Below are 23764 nucleotides of genomic sequence, written 5' to 3'. Positions count from 1 at the left end.
CTGCACAACTTATCCGTCTGTAGATGAGGACTTATGTTACGTCCGTGGAATTGCCCACCAGAATTCCCTACATCCCAAAAATAAAATTTTCGCCCTTTTGAATTTATGACAAAAGGGCGAAAGTTTTGCGGGGATTTCCCTCTTCCTCAGCGCCTCTGCGGTTCGATTCTCATGCTGATTGTGAAAGTGCAGTAGCCCATTATACAGAGGCTCAACTGCGGCAATATTAACCTTGCAACTATATCAACAAGTAAAAACTCCATAGATACTTGAACACTAAAGATAGCCATCTATGGTATAGAAATGTATAGAATCTTGTCAAAATATAAAATATAGTTGTTAAATGCACACATTTCTCGCTTCTTCCTCAATGCAGCGGTCTTTACCACCAAATCACTTTCAGCCTATGAAGATTGTCGCACTGGGGGATAGCTTAATTTATGGATTCGGCGACCCGGAAAAAGGAGGCTGGATTGAGCAACTACGGCGATGGTGGATGTTGCCGGATAGTGCCGGTCATATTCTTTATAATTTAGGGGTAAGAGGCGATCGCACGCAACAAGTAGCCCAAAGACTGGAAGTTGAATTTCGCCACCGGGGTGAACTGCGAAATCGTGTTCCTGATTTGATTATTTTATCAGTAGGCGTGAATGACTCAGCACGGTTAGCGCGTCCCGATGGTCGAAGTTACACAGATTTTACCTTATTTGAAAAGGAAATTGCGTCTCTGCTAGATTTAGCACAGCAACTCTGTCCTGTATTATTTGTGGGCATGGTGCCAGTAGATGAAGCCAAAATGCCATTTTTAGATTGTTTTTACTATAATCATGCCGACCAGCACCGCTACAAAGAAGCAACTCGAATTGCTTGCACCAAACGGCAGATTCCCTATTTGGATATTTTTGAGCAATGGATGGAACGCGGTGAAAGTTGGCGACTCAAACGCTTGAGTGAAGATGGACTTCATCCCAATACTCTAGGTTATCAAGCTTTGTTAGAAGATGTAATCAATTGGGATGCCATACCTTCAATGGGCTTTGCCAATGCAGCTTACCATTCTAAATTTGATTATTACCTGAAACCATCCTAATAATATAGATGTGTTGGTGCTTTGGGGCTAGCTAATATTCTCATATTTGCTATCCTCGCAAAAAGCACCACAATTTTCGTTACTTCTTAATTAAGCAAGTCAAAATCTATCTATAAAAACTCTAATTTCTTTATTATTCATAACTCCTAACTCCTAACTCTTAACTCAGCACTCAGCACTCCTATGACACCAACTTTATTTGGTCGCTGGCAAACTCGATTATTATTACTGGTAACTGTCGGCGTACTCGTATCTTTGCCTTTTGCAATAGGTTGGATTGGGCCTGGTGCTAACTCGGTTTATTTTTGGATACTTGCTTATGTCGCCATCTTTGGCATAGGCTGGGATGTGCTTTATGACTATCTACAAAAATCCCGTTGGGATAGGGATTGGCCCGCAGTTTCTCAACTATTGGCTGGTATATGGGAATTAATATTTATATTTTGTGGAGTCAAACTATTTGGCTTTTTACCAATACCTTTACCTAAAGAAGAACTGTCACTAGGAACATTTTTATTGCATTATAGCACCGTGTGGATAGCAGTTTTTATTATTTCCCAAAGCCTGATGCGAATTATCTTCCCCCGGTGGCGTTTTCGGGGTGGGGAGTGGTTATAAAATCTTAAATTATCAAAACTAATTTAATCAAAAATTATAGTAAATTTTAGGTGATGAAACAAACTGTAGGGATGCACAGATGTGCTTCCCTACAGGCGACTGTAGTTTAAATAGATGAAAAAGGTTATAAATCGCAAATTAACAAATCATCAAAAATCATATATGGCGGTTTTAGTTTGAATGCAATATCTTGTATTGACGTACACTTGTGTGCGTTCCTAAGAACAATATGGCTTTGGATTCCAAAGCAACGCATTACTTGTTGTATCTCATCAAATTAAAAACAGCTATTTTATATTTACAAAATTGGCACTTGTGCTGATGTAGTAGTCATATATGAGTAAAAACAGGACAAGCTTTGGAGTCTAGAGAGATTCTTCAATGCAGAGACGTAAATTAAGGAAGTGCAATGTCAAATTTTGATTTGGTTATTCGGCTATTTCTACAACTTACAGTTATTTTAACCACTTGTCGCGTTGTCACGATTATAGGACGCCGCTATCTTGTTCAAACCGATGTTGTTTGCGAAATGATTGCAGGTGTCATGCTAGGGCCATCACTTTTAGGATTGATTGCACCAGATTTTCAGCAATGGTTATTTCCTAAGCTTCCCATCATCACTGCTGTCGGACTTAAAATACCCAATCCATCAATGTCGATTTTATATGCTATCAGCCAGATTGGGTTGGTAATTTATATGTTTTTGATTGGTTTAGAGTTCAATACCAAACTCTTAAAACATCATATCAAAAGTGCAAGTTTGCTATCTGCTGCCGGGATTATCACTCCCTTTATTTTAGGAGCGATCGCATCTTTTTGGTTTTATCACAATGGTGATTTCTTTCAACCAAAAGTCATGCCTTGGTCAGCCGCTTTGTATTTAGGTGCGTCGATGACAATTACGGCTTTTCCGATGTTAGCTCGGATTCTTTACGAACGCGGTCTTGTACAAACTCGCTTTGGTACTTTGGCTTTAGGTGCAGCATCGGTAGATGATGGAGTTGCTTGGTGTTTGCTGGCGATTGTGCTTGCTAGCGTGAAAAATTCTTTGAGTATTGCCATATTAGCAATTGGTGGTGGCATTTGCTATGTGCTATTTGCAATTTTTCTCGGACAACCTCTACTGAAAGCATTCACACGCATGACAAAACGCGATGCAGGTGTGAACAGACAAACCCTAACTTTGATGTTGATAATTTTGATGTTTTGTGCATGGTTTACCGATGTTACAGGCATCTATGCAATATTCGGTGCTTTTGTGTTGGGAGCAGTGACACCACGCGGAGAATTCGCCCAACAAATTCGCCAATATACAGAGTTTTTAACTACTTATTTTTTGTTACCAATATTTTTTGTTTTCTCTGGATTAAACACTCAAATTGGCTTGGTAAACACACCTACTTTGTGGGGAGTGACGCTGTTAATTATTGCGATCGCAATTCTCGGTAAAGGTGTCGCTTGTATGTTAGCTGCAAAATTAGCCGGGGAAAATTGGCGCGAATCTGCAACTATCGGCGCTTTGATGAATGCTCGTGGTTTGATGGAGTTAATCATCCTCAACCTTGGTTTAGAACAAGGTATAATTACCCCAACTTTATTCACTATCATGGTTATTATGGCAGTCATTACTACCCTGATGGCATCACCACTGATTGCCTTTTTATTGCACGGTACAAGCTATGATAAATATTCTAATTAAGTAAATTACAATATAAAATTAATTACTTAGTAATTCGGTAAAATTCTCTGCTTTAACTTTGTTTATAGAAATTTTAAATAATTTCTGAATAAAAATATCCCTGACTTCTTGAAAAAGTCGAGGTTATAAGCCACTTAGTGGAAAGCAAATCAAATAAGATTGCCATATAACCGTTATGTTTGTAGTGGTGTTTAAGCACTACTACAAACTGACTATCGATTAACTAGTTTTCTTGCTATTGTTAATTCGGAAGTTATTCGAGATGTAGCTCATAAAATCATCAGAATTGATGTTTCACGGCTGCAACTGCATCTTAACAATAATTCATATAACAACGAAGCAGAAGTTACTCTTGGTTATATTTAACAAGCTTGACATTTCCCGCTCTTTTAAAGAATTATCTTAGGGAAACCAGATAGTTAATTTTAAGGAAACCATGCACACAGTTATTCTCGTTCTGGTTGAGGTGCTGATTGTTATTGGACTTTCACGGCTCGTAGGGTTAGCATTTCGTTCCATTAAGCAACCACTAGTCATTGGTGAGATTGTCGCCGGAATTATGCTTGGCCCATCTTTATTTGGTTTAGTTGCTCCCCATCTAGCAGTTACCTTGTTTCCACCAGAAACTTTTCCTTTTCTGAATGTTTTGTCTCAGGTGGGACTAATATTTTTCATGTTTCTGATTGGGCTAGAACTAAATCCCAAATACCTCGGCGGTCAATTAGAAGTAGCAGTTTTAACTTCTCATGTCAGCATTTTGGTGCCGTTTTCTTTAGGAACATTACTAGCGGTACTACTTTATCCCCTAGTTTCCGATGCAAGTGTATCTTTTACCGCCTTCGCCTTATTTTTAGGGGCGGCGATGTCGATTACTGCCTTCCCAGTGTTGGCGCGAATCATTACTGAAAACAATTTACAAGGAACGCGTTTAGGAACTTTGGCGTTAACTTGTGCAGCCGTGGATGATGTCACAGCTTGGTGTCTCTTGGCGGTAGCGATCGCAGTTGCTCGGACTGGCGACTTTGCTGGTGCTATACCCACAATTATCGCCAGTATCGTCTACATCGGCTTGATATTGACGGTGGGACGTTGGTTCCTCAAAGGCCTTGCCAAACATTACCTCCGGGCGGGACGACTCAGCCAATTACTGCTAGCTGGGATTTATATGGGCGTGGTTGCATCGGCACTGATCACCGAACTAATTGGCATTCACTTAATTTTTGGGGCATTTTTACTGGGAGCAGCCATGCCCAAAAATGAAGATTTAGTGCGGGAATTGGCAGTAAAAACGGAAGATTTTGTCCTGATATTCTTGCTGCCCATATTTTTTGCCTACAGTGGCTTAAAAACGCAGATAGGCTTACTCAACCGTCCCGAATTGTGGCTTTTGTGTGCATTGGTTTTAGGAGTGGCGATCGCAGGTAAATATGTTGGTACTTATGTAGCTGCGCGTGTCAGTGGCATTAGTAAACGGGAAGCCTCGGCACTCGGTTGGTTAATGAATACTCGCGGTTTAACCGAACTGATAGTGCTAAACATTGGTCTAGAGTTAAAGGTAATTTCCCCCTTAATATTTACCATGCTGGTAATTATGGCATTGGTAACTACCTTCATGACCTCGCCACTTCTGGAATGGACATATCCGAAAAAGCTGATCAGGTTAGATGTAGTAGAACCGGAGTTAGAAGCAGAAACGGCTACCAGCGCTACTAATGCCGAAACTTACATTCGTCCCTACCGAATTTTGGTGCCCGTGGCGAATCCGAGTACCCAAAAAGGCTTGTTACAGTTGGCAGCAAGCATCGCTCTCAACTCCCGACATCCCGCCGTTGTTAACCCTCTGAGCTTGATTGAATTTGAAGAAGATTATGCCTTTGAAAGTACGCCAGTTGAAGCAGACCGATTAATTGCCCAGCGTCGGCAGCAGTTAGAAGAATTGATTAATACTCTCGAACCAGTAGAAATACGCTCTCACGTGCGTCCGATCGTTCGCATATCTAGTAATGTGGCACGGGAAACCGCACAGATTGCCGCCCTCAAACAAGCTGATTTAATTCTTGTGGGATGGCATCGCCCAGCTTTTAGTAGCAACCGTTTAGGTGGAAGAGTTGGTCAAATGCTTACTACTGCGCCAGTTGATGTTGCAGTGTTTGTGGACAAGGGAAGCGATCGCTTAGAAAGCTTGTTAGTGCCTTATTCGGCAAATATTCATGATGATTTAGCGCTAATAATAGCTCTGAGACTGCTAATTAACCGTGAGACTTGTCTGTTACAGGTTTTGCAGGTTGTAGCCGAAAATCAACTCAAGGATGAATTGAGTTATGAGTTAAATACGATGATGGAGCAATTACCGAGTAGTGTACGCGATCGCATCGAAATCAAAACTGTCCAAACTCCAGAGGCAATCCAAACTGTAGTCGAAGCCTCAAAAAATGTAGACTTGACAATTGCTGGTACTAGCCGCACTTGGGGTATTGAGCGTCAAACCTTGGGAAGATATACAGATCAACTAGCCATCCAATGTTCCTCCTCCTTGCTGATTACCCGTCGCTACAGTCAAGTCAGCGCTCATCTGGCTTCCGTACTTACTGAGGTTAGTAGTCAAGAGCCAACATTGAGGAGTTAAGAACATGAATCATTTCAACTTCAAATCTTTAGCTTTTTACGGAGTAGCAATAATTTCAGTGCTACTGTTGTTTAAAACTGTCAGTGCTTACGGAGAAAATAATCTCAAGGCTCCTCCTCCAGTTAGCGGTCGCTATCGTCTAACTTTAGCGGAGAATTTGCCTAACTGTGAAAAATCGGATACTCTGACGTTAAACATTCAGCAGTCAGGTATTTACTTAAATGCCTCTGTATTACCGGCAAACGCTAAAGCCGACACTGACGAAAAGCACTCTCTGGCAGGCATTTTCAGAAATCAACAATTAAATTTATCTGGGAAAGTAGGCAGATCAATCCTTTGTAATATTCCTCGCCCTCAAAACGATCCTCTGAACTCAGTCACAATTCAAATGCAACTTGTGGATAAAGCTAATATGACAGGTCAATTAACCGTAAATGGTATTCCACAAACTCTGAAATTTACGGCTGCAAAAAGCTAATTGAATGGGGAGTGGGTAGAGACGTGATTAATCGCGTCTACGGGATTAGAAGCGCGAAGTAAACAGCAATGTCAGCGCATTGTATGGGTTTTATGGAGCAAATAAACAGAATGGATCGGGGACTAAAGACTAAGCAATTTTACCAATGTGGCAAGCAGCTATTTAGCATCAGTATATTAGGCTTTTATGCAGCGATCGCCCTCGAAACTTGCACTACTGCTGCTACACCAGGGGCAAAGCTAAATAATTGGCGTTTTTCTCCCAAAACACAGCAACTCGAAATCACCCTCTCAGCAGGCACAACCCCTCGTTATTTCTACTTGGCAAAACCTTCTCGTCTAGTTGTAGATTTACCGAATACTAAGTTGGGCAAAATTACCACGCAACAAAATTATTCTGGAGCCATCAAAAGCATTCGCATTTCTCAACTGAACGCAAACGATACACGCATTGTCTTAGATTTAGCAGCAGGGACTGTTTTTAATCCCAAACAGGTACAACTACAACCCGTTTCCCGAAAAAACTCCACTCGCTGGGTGTTACGTCCGGTTATTTCTGGTAAAAAAACTACTGCCGTAAAACCAGGAAAGTCCGCAGCTTCAGCCAAGAAACAACCTCAAACACTTCAAAAGCCGCCTAGTAACCCACCTGTAACTACTAATCCACAATCGCCCTCACTCACAGTTCCGACTCCATCCAATGAACTGCCCTCAACTACTACTAACTCAGGGCAGCCTTTTGTCACCGTACCTCCTTTAAATTCAAATACATCCTCTCAACAACCTGCTTCGATTCTTCCCCCTCCTTCTTTCCCAAATCAACCTGATAATTTAAATAACATTCCTCCTTTGGGAATATCGGAATTTCCAGTTCCAACAATCCCCAATGCTCCCGATCCCCCGATCATTGAGTTTGGTCAACCTTTACCCAAAACTAAATAAAAATACGGAATTGGGCATGGGGCATGGGGCATGGGGCATGGGGTATGGGAAATCGAACCAATGCCCCATTTGCTATGCGCTATGCCCTAATACAATGAATTATTTTTTTCCAACTAATTCCTTTACCTTGTTGATGATGCCGACTGGATCGATACCTTGATATGGGTACTGTTCCCACAAACCGCCGCAACCTTCTTTATAAGTTCCAAGATGGGCATATTTGGGAGTCAACCCCCGCTCTAGTAGCCAAGAGCCGAAACGACTACCTAAGCCAGTGCGACGGTTGAAGGGTTCTACTACAAGCACAAAAGGAGCATTACCAACTTTGGTAATCATTTCTTCATCAATGGTGTTTAAAGTTGTTTTGCTAATCAAACCAACGTCTAACCCTTCTTGCTTCAGACGCTCTACAGCATCAACGGCACGATAGAGAGCATCGCCAAAACTGATAATGTAGCCTTGTGTCCCTTCTCGTATAACCTCATCTTTACTAGGAACAAATTTGTAGCCACTTCCAAAGAAGTCATTGCCGTTGCTGTCCTTAATGTTGGGCACTTTGGAACGGGTGGAGAAAATAAACCGCAGTCCCGGCTCAAAGAACACAGCTTCTACACAAGCTGTCATTTGATTATTATCTGCCGGGAAGTACAACTGTGTTGGGTAGCCATCATCCAAGCCATTGTCGGCAAACATATTATTTATACCAAAGTGGCAGCTGTTATCTGCCATGTCATCTATACCCGCATGGGAAAAATGACACAGAACATTGGAATAGTTCAGCCGTGCCATCGTGATTTCTGAGATACACATTTCTAAGAAGGCGCTGAAGGTCGCAAAAATACCTTGCTTGCCCTTGTCCATCCCGAATCCGGCCATAGCAGAGAAGTTGCTCCGTTCCATAATGCCGGAGGAAATAAATATTTCTGGGTATGTTTCATGAATTATCTTCAAACCGCAGGAGCCTTCTAAGTCGCTATCAATGACCTTGACTTTTTCTTTACGCTCCGCTTCACTCATGCGACTGAGGACACCCACCACGGCTTCACCAAACACACTACGGTTAGCGCCCCATTTGTCACCAGAACCCAGAAACGTATATGTTTGTTTGGGTTTCTCAATACTTTTAAGGTATTCGACAGCCGCAGTTTGTCCGCGAGATTCTAGATACTTAACTGCTAAATCTACAGGAATTACATCATGGCCATGAATGGAACCTTCTAAACCTTCAATACCAGGACACATCGGGCGTTTATTGATTAGAGCGATCGCTCCAGGAGTATTCACAGCTTCGCTCAGGCGACGGTATAAATCGTCTAAGTCTTCCCCGTCTCCCTGAAGTACTTTCAAACCGTGGCCTTCTAAGGTTTTGGCGACACTAAAACCAGGTAAATATTTAGAAGGATGTCCGGCGATCGTTACATCATTATCATCAATGAGCAGCTTGACGTTAAGATGTTGAGCAACAGCCAAGCGAGCAGCTTCGGCATCATTGCCTTCTTGCTGCGAACCATCAGAACCGAGACAGAAAACAGCCTTGCCTGGATTCGCCATTGCCACACCATTGATGTAAGGCCAAATATGACCCAAGCGCCCAGAACTAAATTTCACACCAGGGGTTAGTTTTAGTTCCGGGTGTCCCGGTAAATTGGAATGTGCTTGCCGATAACGTAAAAGTTGCTCGGCAGGTAAATCACCATGCAATGTTGCCATCAGATATTGAGTGGCAACTCGATGTCCTGCCTCATCAAAGAAAATCGGTACAAATTGCTCCGATGCTCCCCGGAAAAAGGCATCGAGAATCATCACCTCTGGGACTGTATCGTATGGCCCGCCAGTATGACCGCCAACTCCGCTAGCAGAGCCAGTCGCTGTAAAAAAGACGATCACATCTCGGCAAAGTTGAATATTCGCTTTGAGAGTATCTCGTTGTTCGGCGGTGAGGCTGGAATTTGCGGGATTGAGCGCTAAAGGTTTGTAAGCACCGAGATCAATTGGAAATTGAGTGTTCATAATAGTCATGGTTTCTTGATTGAATAAAAAACAATTTGAACAGACGGAACGCGCGATCGCACCACAAAAAAAATTGTTAAAACCCCGATGGGCAACAATTATCCAAGCTCAAGCTAACCACTCAGAACCATTGTGGAACCGTGTGATTTCATCAAATGCCAAAATCAATACATGCAATTGTGCATGAATGTGCTTGAATTCAATTGAAGTTACGGATTACCGTACAGAGACTTGCATATCAATAAGTATAAACTCACAAACGTGCAATTTCAAGTTCAAAAACGCAATTTCAGGAAAATTAATTATGCTAACTGCTGAACGACGGCAATTTATCTTAGAAATTCTGCGTCGTGATAAAAAAGTACTTTCGACAGAACTTAGTGCTGTTCTCAAGGTTTCTGAAGATACGATTCGCCGAGACTTGCGAGAACTGGCAGAAACTGGACTTTTGCAACGCGTTCATGGGGGAGCGCTTCTTAAATCTCCAGCCACCGCTAGTTATGCCGATCGCCAAAAGCAAGCACCAAAAGAAAAGGAAGCGATCGCTCGGACAGCAGCAAAATTAGTTTGTACAGGACAGGTGGTGATTTTAGATGGAGGTACAACAACTCTCCAAGTAACTCGTCATTTGCCTTTAGATTTACACGCAACAGTGATCACAAATAGTCCGCCAATCGCCGTTGCTTTAGCAGAACATCCCCATATAGAGGTTGTGATGTTAGGTGGACAACTCTACAAAAAAGCTTTGGTGAACGTGGGTACTGTCACGATTGAGACATTACGGATGATTCGTGCAGATTTGTGCATGTTGGGAGTTTGCAGTTTGCATCCAGAAGTTGGGATTAGTGTACCTAACCTAGACGAAGCGCACGTCAAACGAGCCATGATTGCTGGATCGGCTGAGGTAGTAGGATTAGTGACAGCAGAAAAATTAGACACGGCTGCTCCTTATCTAGTGGAGTCTATTCATGCCCTGACTTATCTAGTAACAGCACCGACAGTATCTAATAATATGTTGAGTGCCTATAAAGCTTTAGGTTTGACAATTATACGTGATGAGTACGAATGAGCTGATGAAGGAAGATGCGATCGCGGGGATTGGGGATTGGAGATTGGGGAGACAAGGAAAGAATTTCTTCAATGCCCAATGCCCCATGCCCCATGCCCAAATCTAAAATCTGTCCGTTTCTTGAGGTGTTCCAACTGCTCCCGGTTGAGCGGTGAAGAGGTTTTGAGCAGCTTCATTCTGATATATACATCTAATATCAGGTTTGTCACTGTCCAAGTTACCTGTGAAACCAAAGGTGTTCAGGCGATTTTTGCAATCTCTTACCTGATCAGATGTCACCAACTTGCGGTTCTCTAAAAGCGCCCAGTTATTTTGTCGGATTACGCATCCAGGACGCATACTAGGCTGGGCAACATAGACATTGAAAGGGTTGAGAGTGACGAACAGTCTAGCGTCCATCACCATCGCGCTGGCTCCGTACTGCACACAAATTTCCGGGTTCGGTGCTTTGGTGTCTATAAATTCACGGGAAGCTACATTTGATGGTGCCAATGTGGTTGTAGAACTAAAAGCAATGCCAATCCCAATTCCCAAAATCAACACCCCTCCCATAATTGCGATGGTGGTGAAGTTAAATAGAGGGGATTGGAAAATAGAGGGTTTAGAAGTAGTAGCCGATCTACCAGTAGATTTACGTTTCATTGTTGCTTAATCACCTTCACGCCGATTTGGGAGGGAGTGGTCTAAAGTTTTTTCTCCCTCTTTCAGTATGCCTATTCTTGACTGTAATTGCCTGTGATTTTCTCTGTGATATTCTCGTTAAATGAGAAAAATAGGAGCTTATCTAGATATCGGGACAAAATTTTAATATAGTACACTGTGGCGAAAGTTTGCCTACCTTAGACAAGTTGCTCAAGAACTTGTGTGGCTAATTAAAATAATAGCTGGATTTATGTCAAGTCATACTAATCGCTTATTTTTTACATTTGGAATAATTAATGAGTATATTTATTTGAGCATTAATTAATTGTTATTAGTTATAACCTTTGTCTTCTCTTTGCACTGCTTGATTCTATCAATCAATTTGGGAATTTAGTTTAGTAATTATACCAAACTTTTAATTTTTATCAGATATAGCTAATTTAGTTTTCACAATTAATCTAGTCAGAATGCTTAAACTATCTAACTTTTGTTGTTAATTTTCAATTTTTAGGATGAGATATTTTTGTTACCCCTAGCAATTGATGTGTAAAACAATGTAAATTAACACTTAATGAAATTTTAACAAGTATTTGAAAGCACGTGACATCTCAAAGAGCGCTACCTTCGGGCAAGAGGTTCAAAACTTCGCAACTTCAAATCTTCCTGGCTGATAGTCTGACTATTTTTTGGGGAGATTGGTTAGATTTACGCGTGAGAATCCTACCAGTTGCTGCATCAGGCTTAATATCGCCACTGATATATATTTTAGCTTTTGGCTTGGGTTTGGGTAGTTCCATCAAACCCGGTTCAGGAATTAGTGGTAACTATGACAACTATTTGGAATTTATATTACCGGGAATGGTGGCGCTATCGTCGATGACGGTTAGCTTTGCGGGAACGACATTTTCAATTTGTGGAGACAGACTATTTACCAAAACCTTTGAGGAACTATTGTTAACTCCCATACATCCCTTAGCGTTGTACATCGGTAAAATGCTGGCGGGAGTCGTGCGGGGTTTGATGACTTCCGCTTCCGTGATTTTGGTAGCGCTGCTGTTGACAGGAAACTGGAATTTTCTCAACCCACTGTTTTTACTGTTGGTGGCGCTCAATTGTGCGGTATTTGCTGGATTAGGGGTGATTGTAGGGTTGAGTGTGCGATCGCTCGAATCAGTCGGACTTTATAATAATTTTATCATTATCCCCATGTCCTTCTTAGGAGCGACTTTCTTTGACCCTGCTACACTACCAGCGGCTCTGAAAGTTCTAGTTTACCTGTTGCCATTAACCTACGCCAGTATTGGATTGCGTGCAGTCGCCCATCTACCCTTGTCTCAGTTTCCTTGGTACAGCATACCGATTTTGTTGGTGGTTGCGATCGCTCTTTCTTTATGGGGTGGTTATAAATTTGCTCATCAACAAGATTAAAGCGTTGATTACAATCTGTGCTTTAACTATTGAATTTTCTGTAAAACTTTTTCCCGATGCCGCGTCAGCTTGATCCATCGCGGTAGACGACTGGCAAGACTGCCATTATGCCAGCCTAATGAATAGTCTGGCAAGCGTTCTCGCAACCTTGATTGAACATAGCTTTCCAGGAAGTTCAAATGAGCTTCATTAGACCTCTTGCAAAAGTCCCTAACACCCCACCCCCAACCCCTCCCCTTGCCAAGGGGAGGGGAGCGTTTGCTTTACTCAAATACGGGGTGGGGTTCTTTATTTTTGATTTATGCAAGAGGTCTATTGAGCGCAACAAGAGATTTGTAGCCACAGGGGTAAGCCAAAAAAATGGTCTAATATTCCATAGCGAGAATTTCTTTTATTCCTGTAATTGTTCTGCCACAGTAACAATGCGGCTTTTCGATTGCCATCCTTTGACTGTTGTTTTGTATAGCTACAGTGCTGACAGGTAATTCTTTTGATGGAACTGAGACTTGATTGCTCAGAGTTTACAGTCAATACCTTGGCAATGCGTAGGCGCAGCCCACCGTAGGCATCGCATTGGGGACAACGTACTAAAATTTCTTGCTCAAAATCACCAAGCCGTTTGCCATAATCTCTAAATCTTATAACCATTTCATCTCAAACCTGCTATGTAGCGTCCCGTTAAGACAGAAATAAACCACAGTTCATTAGGAGTCAGGATAATTACTTATGCTTCACATATTGTGTAATTTGTCAATATATAAGTTATAATTTGGATTTTTGATAAAGATTGCGTGAAATTACTAGTTATCGTGATAAAGCATTACAAGAATTGCTCTATAAATCAACCTATGAGTAAATATCAACTCAGTGAGCAAGCACACATTAACCACTATTTATCTAGTAGGTAAATAGCAGTTGAAAAGTGGGTTTTTGCTGTTTGATTTAAACCATGCGGTGTAGCATTCTGTTAATCAATATCAAAAGGACACAAATATGACTAAAATTGCCACAAAAATAGCCTTGTCTGTTCTAGGAGCAGCAGGAATTAGTTTTTTGTCTTGGACACCAGCAAAAGCCGTCATTTTTGTAGAACCCATTGTGACGACTAAAAACCAAGATATACTCGACGCAAAAAAACCAAGAACCCTTACAGACTATCTACCGGGGCAAGTAATAGAATATGGTGTTCCAGATGTAGCTAATAACTTTCTAAATGCCACTGGTTACAATATAAACAGCTTGGTCTTTGATTTAAAAACGCTGTCCTATAGTAATCCGAATTCTACTCCACCATTTGATAATGAACCAGTGCAGTGGGGAGATGTTAATGGAGATGGGAAGATTGGTAACTCTGCTAACCCCGATCTAAAGGATATTTTTACAGACATTACCATTGCTGGTAGTACTATCACTTTTAGTGGTGGCGTCATCCCAAACGGAACTTTGTTTTACAATCCATTCGCTAGCCTGCCTAATCTAGCGCCAGGTGCTGGAATCATTCCACCAATTCCAGCAGAGCAAGAAGATAAAGATGGACCGATCAGGGTGGCTTCTTATTATACTGCCGTTCCTGAATCAACTAACATTTTGGGTGTACTGGTATTTGGCGCTTTAGGCGTAGCTTTCAAACTAAAGCGATCGCTCTGTTAAGGGGATTGGGGACTGGGGACTGGGGAAGAAGCCAGGGAGCAGGGGAGCAGGGAGTGGACAGTTAACAGTTAATAGTTAGTTGTCCACTGCCCAATGCCCAATGCCCCATCCCCAATGCCCTCATTTTGTAATTAACTCCCGATACACTGTCATTGTTTCCTGATGGACGCGGGCAACACTCAGCCTCTCTAGGTTTTTCTTTGCCCGCTGTTTCCACTCTTGTAGCATCTCGGCATTACTCAGTAATTGCACTAAAACCCCAGCTAAAGCATGACTATCCTTTGCTGGCACCAAAAGACCTGCTCGCCCGTTGTCTAAAGCTTCAGGAATCCCGTCTACCTGAGTACCGACGATCGCAGTTCCAGTTTCTCTAGCTTCCGAAAGCACTAGAGGGCAAGGGTCACGGTGAGAAGCCAGCACAAAGATGTCACAAGATATCAAATAGCGTTGAGGTTCTGATTGGAAGCCTTCAAAATGAATGCGTTCTTTTACAGAAGTTGCTTGTGCCTGTGCCTCAAATAGCTGTTTATCAGGGCCATTTCCTACCAAATAAAGATGGGCTTGGGGAAAATCTGAGGCAATTTGTTCAAAGGCAGCAATTAACTCAGCAATTCCCTTGCGTTGATACATCCCGGCTACAGTGGCGATCGCTGGATGCTGTAATGGTAATGGTTGATAATCTTGTATCTGTCGGGTGCGGGGACTGCCTAAAGTTCCGTTACACACCACCCGCAACTTGTTTTCTGCAATACCACGCCTAATCATCGAATCTCGCACAGCTTTACTGACAGCAATTACCCTGTCAGCTAAACCCATCAGCAGGCTGGCACGCTGAAATTCGTTGTGAACTGTAGAAACTAAAGCATATTTGTTTCCTTTAAAAATACGTGCTAATATTACCCCCGTCATCATGTGGGCATGAACAATATCCGGTTGAAATTCAGCTGCGATCGCTCGATAACGTATAGCTGCTTTAATCGTATTTATCGGTTTCCTGCTTTGGTCTAGTTGGTAATGTTTGACACCAAAAATATCTAGTAAAGCCTCGTATTCACCACCAGCAGAAATAACCGCTACCTCATAACCAGATTTTGCCTGTAGACAAGCCAGATCCACAGCCACATTCACAATACCGTTACCTATTTCTTGAACGTGGTTCAAAATATGTATAATTCGCATAATCTTTGAGATGTGTATAAAAAATAAAGATAAGTAACTGGGTATAAATCAACAGAATTATTGAGGTCTTCAGTGACAACTCAAAATTAGTCAGTAGTGCGTAAAATTAACCACTGACTACTAATTAAGAGCGCTTCTAACCAGTTACTTAGCTTAAAGACTTATTCAGTAACGGCTCAATAAATCGGGGTAAAACTCCAAAATACTGAAGACTGAATCTGCTATTTTAAGTCCCTACAGCTTTATTTTCTATTTCCCAATACCTGGCATCGAACTCTAGTACGGCACAGCAGATATATAAATACCATTTCACACAGCAGCCAAAACAGAGAATAAAAGTCTTTAAAGGCGTGGTATCTTTAACTCTGGCAGTGTCAGCTTGAGTAATAGCACTATCTCTGGTAATTCAGCACTTTCTGGAGGCGGCATCTCTAACTCAGGCATCCTTAACATTACCAACATTACTGTCTCTGGCAATAGGGCAAGTGGAGGGGACGGTGGCGGCATCTCTAACTCAGGTATCCTCAATCTGAACAGCACCACGATTACCAATAATACCGCAGAAGACCTTTACAACTGGGGGGGCGGCACTGGTGGAGGTGTTTCTGGTGGCGGGACTGTCATTGTTGCAAACACCATCATTGCAGGCAACTTCAACAACAGGAATCTCTACGGCGGCGACATCAACCCCGACGTTTCCGGCGACTTCACCGACGACGGTAATAACCTGATTGGAGATAACACTGGTAGCGCTGATTTTACTACCAGCAGCATCCTTGGCAGCAGCGCCAACCCTATCGATCCCAAACTTAGCCCACTGCAAAATAACGGTGGTGCAACCCTTACCCATGCCTTACTTGAGGATAGTCGCGCCATTAACGCTGGTAATAATGCCCTGATTCCAGCAGGTATCACCACTGACCAACGCAGCATCGGATTTGACAGAGTATCTGAGGGTACAGTTGATATTGGTGCATTAGAGTTCAACGGTTTGATTGGAACCAGTGGCGCTGATAATTTAGTGGGCAACAACTACGCTGACATAATTGATGCTGAAGCTGGGAACGATATCATCACAGGTAATCAAGACAACGACCTGCTAACTGGTGGCGGTGGTAAAGATAAATTTGTTTACAATTTAGGTGACGGTGTTGATACCATCAGCGATTTTGGTGAGTTAGGAAAAGGCTCAAATCCATCGGCAGCAATCGTTGGTGAATTGGATACACTCAAATTCCAAGGTACTGGATTGACTGCCCGAAATCTGCTACTCACCCAGAATAATAACAATCTGGAAATCACTTTTAAAGGCGTAGCTGATGACAAAGTTATCCTGCAAAACTTAGATAACCTTTCCAGCATCGGCAATATCCTATTTGATGGGCAAAGCAGCATTCGTGATAGCTTTGATGTCTTTAATGCCAACTCCACCCAAAGCACCATCTTCAACAAAAACACAGTCACCTTTGTCAATGACCAGAACAATAATGTCAATGGCTTTGATAACTCAGATGATGTCATTAATGGTCAGGGGGGTGATGACCGCATCGATGGCAAGAGTGGCAATGACCTACTACGTGGTGGTGCAGGTAATGATACTCTCATTGGTGGTACTGGCGATGATACCCTTGTAAGTGGTAGAGGTCAGGATAGCCTCATCGGAGGTGCTGGTAATGACATTCTCTTTGTTGGTGATTCTTATGATACCCTGACTGGCGGTAGCGGTAACGATCAATTTGTCTACCAAGGATTTGGTAGTTACAGTACAATTACTGACTTCAATCAAAGCCAGGATAAGTTAGTTCTTACTGACCTGCTTAAGAGCCGGGGCTACAGTGGCAGCAATCCAATCTTAGATGGCCACCTAAAGTTTGTGCAATCGGGTACTTCGACAAAAGTCAATTACATTGGAGTTTATGACGATGACACCGTAGCGACTTTGAATAATTTCACTGCGACAAATCTGGTAGTTGGTAGTAATGTCCTCGTCTAGCTTTCAGATTTGGCATAGTATGAGGTAAATACACTTGACAGTACCAAATTGCATAAATTCATTAGTATTGAATTGACGAAAAGTGAGGACTAAAGTTCTCACTTCAAAATAAATTTTTTATTTTGGGTATTTTGTCGGACATTAGATTACAACTCAATCAATACAAGTTTACGAACCTGAGAATTATTTCCTTGAGAGCGGCGTGATGAGGCAGCAGTTAGCAAAAACTTCCAAGACTGAGGAGAAAGTATAGACGGATCTATCATTGAAAGAAAACTCTTGAGATTTTTTTGCTTCAGTGCCACTAAAATCCAATGAAGTTTCAGGTAATTTTTTATATCCTGAAAGACGGGAATCTTTGAGCGATGTTGCTCATTTACCAAGGCGTAAATTTTTTCCTTCATCAAAATATTTGTCGCCAACCGCCGAGACAAAGAAAACTTTTGATTATAAGCACCTGGCCAGACAGTGCGGTAAGCAAGACACTGATTAAGGAAAATCGCATCGCCAAACTGAGCAATCCGAATCCAGGAATCGATGTCATCACAGTTAGCATCGAGTGTGGAGTCCCAACCACCAGTTTTCAGGAAAGCATCACGCCGACAAGCTACTTGTACAGGTGTGCCAAAGGGTACAAGCTCTAAAAGCATACCGTAGTGAATATCGGCTTGCGGGATATAAAAAGCTAAACCGGGGCCGACTTGGGGAGTGCGAGAGAGTTCAACTTCATTGCCATCCACTTGAGCCGCCACACAAGAACAGATTACAGCATCGGGACAAAGTGCGATCGCCTTTGCCATCTCTTCTATGCAGTTAGGCGCTAAATAGTCGTCATCATCTAAAAACTTAATCCAGTCGCCGCTAGCTTTGGCAACTCCAGCATTTACCGTTGCTGCATGACCAAGGTTCACTTCGTTACGGTGGTAAACAACTTTGTCCCCTAAGCTTTTAAGATAGGTTTGGGTGTCATCAGAAGAACAATCGTCAGCAACAACCACCTCGCACTTGATTGTTTGGTTACGAGCCGAATCAATTGCTCTTTGCAGCAAATTCAAGCGATTATAGGTACTGATGACGACGCTAAATTTCATAAATTTCACCCCTGTGGTACAGCATTCTGCAATATAGCTTTGATCTTTAGGCTGTTGTATCAGTAAAATTATCAATCCTAACAAGTAGACTGAAATAGGATTATCGATTTATCATTGATGATTGTGAGTTTTTTTTAAGCAGACAGAAAGACTATGAACGCTCAAGAGATTATCCGCTCCATTGAAGCGGAACAGATAAAATCAAATCTGCCCGACATTTACGTGGGCGATACTGTAAAAGTAGGAGTGAAAATCAAGGAAGGCGAAAAATACCGCGTACAACCCTACGAGGGAGTAGTGATTGCCAAGCGCAATGGCGGCATTAACGAAACTATTACAGTCCGTAAGGTTTTTCAAGGCGTGGGCGTTGAGCGGGTATTTCTGTTGCATTCTCCCCGGATTGACAGCATCAAAGTGTTACGTCGCGGTAAAGTCCGCCGTGCTAAACTATATTATCTCCGCGATCGCGTAGGTAAGGCAACCCGGATCAAGCAACGGTTTGACCGCCCTTTGTGATTCATCCTGCAAAAGTATGGGAGAAATCTCAAGCTTCAAGCGGCATCTGCCGCTGACTTGTTTTTCCGACCAAATTAAGGTATGATATAAATCGCATATTGCGTTAAACTGAAATTTAGTTCAGCGCAATCACTGGATCAAAAACAGCTTGTGCGCTCTTAGTTCAGTTGGTAGAACGCAGGTCTCCAAAACCTGATGTCGGGGGTTCAAGTCCTCCAGGGCGCGCTCAAGAGCAAAAAACAAAGCCCGAAATAATTACGCAGCTGCTAATATAGCAGTTAGCGCTAATAATTTCGGGTAAACTTATTGTATTTGCAGTTGTTTTGCTGACAGTAAGTGAAATAGAGTCGAAACTGCAAACCTAGATGACAATTAAACAGGATCTAGTATAAGAAACGGGGGATAAACGGTCGTGGCCAAAAAAAGTGAAGCAGAATTGCCAGAAACCGCAAATGGGTTTAGCTTTGGCAACTTCATACAGGGAACCAAAGAAGAACTTGAAAAAGTAGTTTGGCCCAGTCGTAAACAGATAGTGAGCGAATCCGCCGCTGTGTTGTTAATGGTGGCACTCTCCGCATCTTTGATATACTTGGTCGATGGATTGTTTCATTGGGCAGCAAAACAGGTGTTCTAATGAGTTTTGCAACAGATGAACCACGCAACTCAATGTTGCAGTCAGAGGAAACAGCAGAAGCAGCAGAAGCAGCAGAAGCAGCGTCAAAAGAAGCACGCTGGTATGCAGTACAAGTAGCTTCAGGCTGTGAAAAGCGTGTAAAGACTAACTTAGAGCAACGCATTCAAACTTTTGACGTAGGTGACAAAATTATCCAGGTAGAAATTCCGCAGACGCCAGCGGTGAAAATCCGCAAAGATGGCAGTCGCCAGCATACAGAAGAAAAAGTTTTCCCTGGCTATGTGCTGGTGCGGATGATGATGGATGATGATACTTGGCAGGTGGTACGCAACACCTCTCATGTAATTAACTTTGTCGGTTCAGAACAAAAACGTGGTAGTAGCAAGGGTCGCGGTCATGTCAACCCCATACCACTGAGTTCTTCAGAAGTTGAACGCATATTCAAACAAACCAGCGAGCAAGAAGCTGTTGTCAAAATTGACATGGCTACTGGTGATAAGATAATGGTGCTTTCTGGTCCATTTAAAGACTTTGAAGGCGAGGTGATTGAAGTCTCTCCAGAGCGGAGTAAACTTAAAGCCTTGCTCTCAATTTTCGGCAGGGATACACCAGTAGAATTGGAATTTAATCAGGTAGAGAAACAGAGCTAAATACAAATGGCGAAGAAAGTAGTGGCGGTCATTAAACTGGCCCTGAATGCTGGAAAAGCCAACCCAGCACCGCCAGTTGGTCCAGCCTTGGGTCAACATGGTGTCAACATCATGATGTTTTGTAAAGAGTACAACGCCAAAACAGCAGACCAAGCTGGAACGGTGATACCTGTAGAAATTTCGGTTTTTGAAGACCGGAGTTTTACATTCGTACTCAAAACGCCACCCGCATCAGTGCTGATTCGGAAGGCGGCTAAAGTTGAAAAAGGCTCGAATGAACCCAACAAAAAGAAGGTTGGGTCAATTACCAAAGCACAATTGCAAGAAATAGCCCAAACGAAACTCCCCGACCTGAATGCCAACGATATCGACGCGGCAATGAAGATTGTGGCAGGAACGGCTAAAAATATGGGCGTAACAGTCACGGATTAGTCATTGGTCATTGGTTATTAGTAAAAAATCAACAAATGACAAATGACAAAGGACAAATAACTAAAAATTATCGGGGGAGAGGCGAGGCTTCGGAATTACCCCAGGAGAACAAATGCCAAAAATATCGCGTCGTTTGCAGGGTCTGCAAGCAAAAGTAGAAGAGAAAGATTATCATCCCCTAGAGGCTTTAGCCCTTCTCAAAGACACAGCAACAGCTAAATTTACTGAAGCTGCTGAAGCGCATATCCGGTTGGGAATTGACCCCAAGTATACAGACCAACAGTTACGGACAACGGTAGCACTGCCCAAAGGTACAGGACAAATCGTCCGGGTGGCGGTGATAGCCAGAGGCGAAAAGGTCAACGAAGCCAGCAACGCTGGTGCTGATATAGTTGGTTCAGAAGAACTGATTGACGAAATCCAGAAAGGTAGAATGGATTTTGACAAGCTGATTGCCACACCCGATGTGATGCCACAGGTGGCAAAGCTGGGTAAGTTGCTTGGGCCGCGTGGTTTAATGCCATCGCCCAAGGGGGGAACCGTAACATTTGACTTAGGAAGTGCGATCGCAGAATTCAAAGCTGGTAAATTAGAATTCCGAGCTGACCGAACTGGTATTGTCCATGTTATGTTTGGTAAGACAACCTTCTCGCCCGAAGATTTGTTAGTTAACCTAAAGGCATTGCAGGAGACGATTGACCGTAACCGTCCTTCAGGAGCTAAAGGTCGTTATTGGCGCACATTTTATGTGTCAGCCACAATGGGGCCATCAATTAAAGTTGATATCAGTGCCCTACGAGATTTAAAACTGAGCGAAGCTGGTTAATTTTTAGTCATTAGTCATTAGTCATTTGTAAAGGCAAAGGACTAATGACAAAAGACAAATGACAAATGACAAAATTAAATAGGCAAAGCCGGAGACAGCAGGTGCTAATAACTTAATATCCTGCCGAGGTTAAAACTCTAATTGTCAGAATTACCACCAAAAAAGTGTGATAACTATGGCGTCAAGAGTCTTACTACTCAACCCTGGCTAAGTTAGCTGGGGTTTGTTGTTTGGGTTCAGGTTGAAAAAAACGTACAAAAAGGGCACTTCCCCGATTGTTTTAAGGAGGTGAGATTGGAATGGGTAGAACACTAGAAAATAAAAAAGAAATAGTAGCTGACCTCAAAGAAACTTTGAGTGAGTCAACTTTGGCACTGGTAATTGACTATCAGGGGCTAACAGTTTCGGAAATCACAGACTTACGGCGGCGCCTGCGTCCCAGTGGCACTGTTTGTAAAGTGACTAAAAACACCCTGATGGGCATTGCCATTAAAGACGATGAAAAATGGCAACCTCTGTCGGAATTACTCAACGGTGCTTCCGCCTTTTTGCTGGTAAAAGAAGATTTTTCATCGGCAATTAAGGCATACCAAGAATTCCAAAAAGTCACCAAGAAGACAGAACTTCGCGGTGGTGTACTGGAAGGTCGCCTACTCAAAGAACCTGATGTCAAAGTACTAGGAGACTTGCCATCTAAGGAACAACTCATCGCCCAAATTGCTGGGGCTATCAATTCCTTGGCTACCAAGATTGCTGTGGGTATCAACGAAGTTCCTGGTTCACTGGCTCGTGCTTTGCAGGCTGTGGCCGACCAAGAGCAAAGTGGTGGTAGTACCGAAACTGCTGCTGTCCAAGATAGCAGTGCCGAAAGCACTGCTGAAGGTGATAGCAGCACTGAAACTGCTGCTGAATAGACTTCGTGGTTCATCAGTCAAAAGTCAAAAGTCTATAGTTAAAGACCAATGACCCATGACAAATAAATAATCAAAATTACAGGAGTTATATCAATGTCTGCTGCAACCGATAACATTTTAGAACAACTAAAAACTCTTTCTTTGCTAGAAGCTTCTGAATTAGTCAAGCAAATTGAAGAAGCTTTTGGCGTGAGTGCTGCTGCACCTGTTGGTGTAGCCTTCACAGGTACTGGTGGGCCTGCTGCTCCTGCTGAAGAAGCTGTTGAGCAAACTGAGTTTGAAGTCATTCTCGAATCAGTCCCAGCTGATAAGAAGATTGCTGTGCTGAAGATTGTTCGGGAATTGACCGGTTTGGGTCTGAAAGAAGCTAAAGACTTGGTGGAAGCTGCGCCCAAGGCAGTTAAAGAAGGTATTGCTAAGGATGCTGCTGAAGATGCTAAAAAGCGCATCGAAGAAGCTGGCGGTAAGGTAACTGTTAAGTAGTCACAATTCTATTACCAGTTTTTTATTAAGGAGCCTAAGTTAGGCTCCTTTTTTTATCGTAAAGTTTTTTGTTGCAGATAAAAATACTATTAAGTATTACAACGCTCATTTGTTGTTAAAAGAACAAGGATTAGATTAAATTGGGTTGATTTGCTTTCTTACCCATTGACGAAATGCTCTAAGTGTTGGACTTCTACCTAAAGTTCGACTCTGTTCGACAAATCGGGGAATTTCTTCAACAATGGGCAAGTTGGGAAAAGTAGAACTAATTTCAGACTCAATGTATTTACCTTCCTGAAGAATATTAATTTGTAGCTTGCCATTTTCATATCGCCACAGTTCAGGAACTCGCAATGCTTCATAAGCATCCAGTTGAGTTTTGGAAGTAACATCAACTTCAATTGCAAAGTCAGGTGGCGGGTCAACCCTCAAGTCTATTCGCTCTTTACCAATCATTTGAGCATGATTTTGAATGTAGAAAGAGTCATCAGGTTCTACACCAAAAGCCATATCTTCACGTTTGAAAGTGGTTGAGCCAAATGTTTCACAGTCAATTTCTAACTCCTCCAGCAGAATTTTCACCAAATCCCCAATGATGACTTTGGCTTTCTCATGCTTTGGTAACGGCATTCTCATCTCCAAAGTTCCCTGGCTGTAAGCCAACCGAGTGGCTCGATGGTCGCCAAGTTCTTCTAAAATTGCCTCAAATTCTTGCCAGCTAACATCGTGGAGTATTACTCTATGTCCCGGCGGAACACTTAATTGTTGCAATTGAAGTGTTACCATTACTTACCA

At 42.5% G+C, this 23764-nt stretch carries 24 protein-coding genes, 1 tRNA gene and 1 other annotated feature; of the genes, 19 read left to right on the top strand and 6 right to left on the bottom strand.

The features are described from left to right. Positions 1-343 precede the first annotated feature (343 nt). From V7L12_RS01640 to V7L12_RS01615, 6 genes are all read left to right on the top strand, one after another. On the top strand, positions 344-1090 hold the full coding sequence (locus tag V7L12_RS01640; protein WP_335081520.1) for a GDSL-type esterase/lipase family protein: 747 nt from the start codon (positions 344-346) through the stop codon (positions 1088-1090). 183 nt (positions 1091-1273) lie between these two features. After that, entirely contained in the window at positions 1274-1708 is a 435-nt protein-coding gene (locus tag V7L12_RS01635) for a hypothetical protein (RefSeq protein ID WP_335081518.1), read from the top strand. A 409-nt stretch (positions 1709-2117) separates the two neighbouring features. Beyond that, positions 2118-3407, top strand: coding sequence for a cation:proton antiporter (locus V7L12_RS01630; RefSeq protein ID WP_335081515.1), 1290 nt, complete (start codon positions 2118-2120; stop codon positions 3405-3407). A 436-nt stretch (positions 3408-3843) separates the two neighbouring features. Continuing rightward, positions 3844-6033, top strand: coding sequence for a cation:proton antiporter (locus tag V7L12_RS01625; protein WP_335081513.1), 2190 nt, complete (start codon positions 3844-3846; stop codon positions 6031-6033). Between the two features lie 4 nt (positions 6034-6037). Next, on the top strand, positions 6038-6511 hold the full coding sequence (locus V7L12_RS01620; RefSeq protein ID WP_335081510.1) for a hypothetical protein: 474 nt from the start codon (positions 6038-6040) through the stop codon (positions 6509-6511). Between the two features lie 110 nt (positions 6512-6621). Beyond that, on the top strand, positions 6622-7452 hold the full coding sequence (locus V7L12_RS01615) for an AMIN domain-containing protein (protein ID WP_335081508.1): 831 nt from the start codon (positions 6622-6624) through the stop codon (positions 7450-7452). 99 nt (positions 7453-7551) lie between these two features. Here the strand turns inward: V7L12_RS01615 and V7L12_RS01610 are convergent, their stop codons facing one another. Next, entirely contained in the window at positions 7552-9471 is a 1920-nt protein-coding gene (locus V7L12_RS01610) for a transketolase C-terminal domain-containing protein (protein ID WP_335081506.1), read from the bottom strand. A 10-nt stretch (positions 9472-9481) separates the two neighbouring features. On the opposite strand from V7L12_RS01610, the gene V7L12_RS01605 reads away from it, so the two are divergent. Beyond that, positions 9482-9649, top strand: coding sequence for a hypothetical protein (locus V7L12_RS01605; RefSeq protein ID WP_335081504.1), 168 nt, complete (start codon positions 9482-9484; stop codon positions 9647-9649). 117 nt (positions 9650-9766) lie between these two features. Further along, positions 9767-10531 carry a DeoR/GlpR family DNA-binding transcription regulator gene (locus V7L12_RS01600; RefSeq protein ID WP_104906232.1) on the top strand — a complete coding sequence of 255 codons (765 nt, stop codon included), beginning with the start codon at positions 9767-9769 and terminating at the stop codon, positions 10529-10531. Positions 10532-10633: 102 nt separating this feature from the next. Here V7L12_RS01600 and V7L12_RS01595 read toward each other — a convergent pair whose 3' ends face one another. After that, entirely contained in the window at positions 10634-11173 is a 540-nt protein-coding gene (locus V7L12_RS01595; protein WP_335081502.1) for a DUF3172 domain-containing protein, read from the bottom strand. Between the two features lie 600 nt (positions 11174-11773). Here V7L12_RS01595 and V7L12_RS01590 point away from each other — a divergent pair. Next, positions 11774-12601, top strand: coding sequence for an ABC transporter permease (locus tag V7L12_RS01590; protein WP_335081500.1), 828 nt, complete (start codon positions 11774-11776; stop codon positions 12599-12601). A 312-nt stretch (positions 12602-12913) separates the two neighbouring features. On the opposite strand, the gene V7L12_RS01585 is transcribed toward V7L12_RS01590, so the two are convergent. Continuing rightward, on the bottom strand, positions 12914-13249 hold the full coding sequence (locus V7L12_RS01585) for a hypothetical protein (protein WP_335081498.1): 336 nt from the start codon (positions 13247-13249) through the stop codon (positions 12914-12916). A 345-nt stretch (positions 13250-13594) separates the two neighbouring features. On the opposite strand from V7L12_RS01585, the gene V7L12_RS01580 reads away from it, so the two are divergent. After that, entirely contained in the window at positions 13595-14251 is a 657-nt protein-coding gene (locus tag V7L12_RS01580; RefSeq protein WP_334825401.1) for a hypothetical protein, read from the top strand. Between the two features lie 120 nt (positions 14252-14371). Here the strand turns inward: V7L12_RS01580 and V7L12_RS01575 are convergent, their stop codons facing one another. Beyond that, a complete protein-coding gene (locus tag V7L12_RS01575) occupies positions 14372-15430 on the bottom strand; it encodes a glycosyltransferase family 4 protein (protein ID WP_335081496.1) in 1059 nt (352 codons plus the stop codon). A gap of 379 nt (positions 15431-15809) precedes the next feature. Here V7L12_RS01575 and V7L12_RS01570 point away from each other — a divergent pair, with 379 nt between their 5' ends. Further along, entirely contained in the window at positions 15810-17423 is a 1614-nt protein-coding gene (locus tag V7L12_RS01570) for a calcium-binding protein (RefSeq protein WP_335081493.1), read from the top strand. Between the two features lie 146 nt (positions 17424-17569). Here the strand turns inward: V7L12_RS01570 and V7L12_RS01565 are convergent, their stop codons facing one another. Next, positions 17570-18514 carry a glycosyltransferase family 2 protein gene (locus V7L12_RS01565; RefSeq protein ID WP_335081492.1) on the bottom strand — a complete coding sequence of 315 codons (945 nt, stop codon included), beginning with the start codon at positions 18512-18514 and terminating at the stop codon, positions 17570-17572. 153 nt (positions 18515-18667) lie between these two features. Here V7L12_RS01565 and rplS point away from each other — a divergent pair, with 153 nt between their 5' ends. From rplS to rplL, 8 genes are all read left to right on the top strand, one after another. Further along, positions 18668-19030: a 50S ribosomal protein L19 gene (gene rplS / locus V7L12_RS01560; RefSeq protein WP_094348921.1), complete on the top strand. Its 363-nt coding sequence runs from the start codon at positions 18668-18670 to the stop codon at positions 19028-19030. Positions 19031-19182: 152 nt separating this feature from the next. After that, positions 19183-19255: transfer RNA gene (locus V7L12_RS01555), tRNA-Trp, on the top strand. Positions 19256-19442: 187 nt separating this feature from the next. Continuing rightward, positions 19443-19664 carry a preprotein translocase subunit SecE gene (gene secE, locus V7L12_RS01550; protein WP_292780076.1) on the top strand — a complete coding sequence of 74 codons (222 nt, stop codon included), beginning with the start codon at positions 19443-19445 and terminating at the stop codon, positions 19662-19664. Then, positions 19664-20314, top strand: a complete 651-nt coding sequence (gene nusG, locus V7L12_RS01545) for a transcription termination/antitermination protein NusG (RefSeq protein WP_334825388.1) — start codon at positions 19664-19666, stop codon at positions 20312-20314. Before secE ends, nusG begins: the two co-directional genes overlap by 1 nt. A gap of 6 nt (positions 20315-20320) precedes the next feature. After that, complete coding sequence (gene rplK, locus V7L12_RS01540; protein ID WP_335081489.1) at positions 20321-20746, top strand: 50S ribosomal protein L11; 426 nt, start codon at positions 20321-20323, stop codon at positions 20744-20746. A gap of 112 nt (positions 20747-20858) precedes the next feature. Next, complete coding sequence (gene rplA / locus V7L12_RS01535; protein WP_334825386.1) at positions 20859-21572, top strand: 50S ribosomal protein L1; 714 nt, start codon at positions 20859-20861, stop codon at positions 21570-21572. Positions 21573-21642: 70 nt separating this feature from the next. Next, positions 21643-21809 (top strand) — a sequence feature (ribosomal protein L10 leader region). Positions 21810-21871: 62 nt separating this feature from the next. Further along, entirely contained in the window at positions 21872-22486 is a 615-nt protein-coding gene (gene rplJ / locus V7L12_RS01530) for a 50S ribosomal protein L10 (RefSeq protein ID WP_335081487.1), read from the top strand. Between the two features lie 93 nt (positions 22487-22579). Beyond that, entirely contained in the window at positions 22580-22969 is a 390-nt protein-coding gene (gene rplL / locus V7L12_RS01525) for a 50S ribosomal protein L7/L12 (RefSeq protein WP_335081485.1), read from the top strand. A gap of 135 nt (positions 22970-23104) precedes the next feature. On the opposite strand, the gene V7L12_RS01520 is transcribed toward rplL, so the two are convergent. Further along, positions 23105-23755 carry a Uma2 family endonuclease gene (locus tag V7L12_RS01520; protein ID WP_335081483.1) on the bottom strand — a complete coding sequence of 217 codons (651 nt, stop codon included), beginning with the start codon at positions 23753-23755 and terminating at the stop codon, positions 23105-23107. Positions 23756-23764: the final 9 nt, after the last annotated feature.

The sequence above is a fragment of the Nostoc sp. genome (assembly GCF_036918245.1).
In the GTDB taxonomy this organism is placed as follows: domain Bacteria; phylum Cyanobacteriota; class Cyanobacteriia; order Cyanobacteriales; family Nostocaceae; genus Nostoc.
This window is presented reverse-complemented; position numbering and strand designations above follow the sequence as displayed.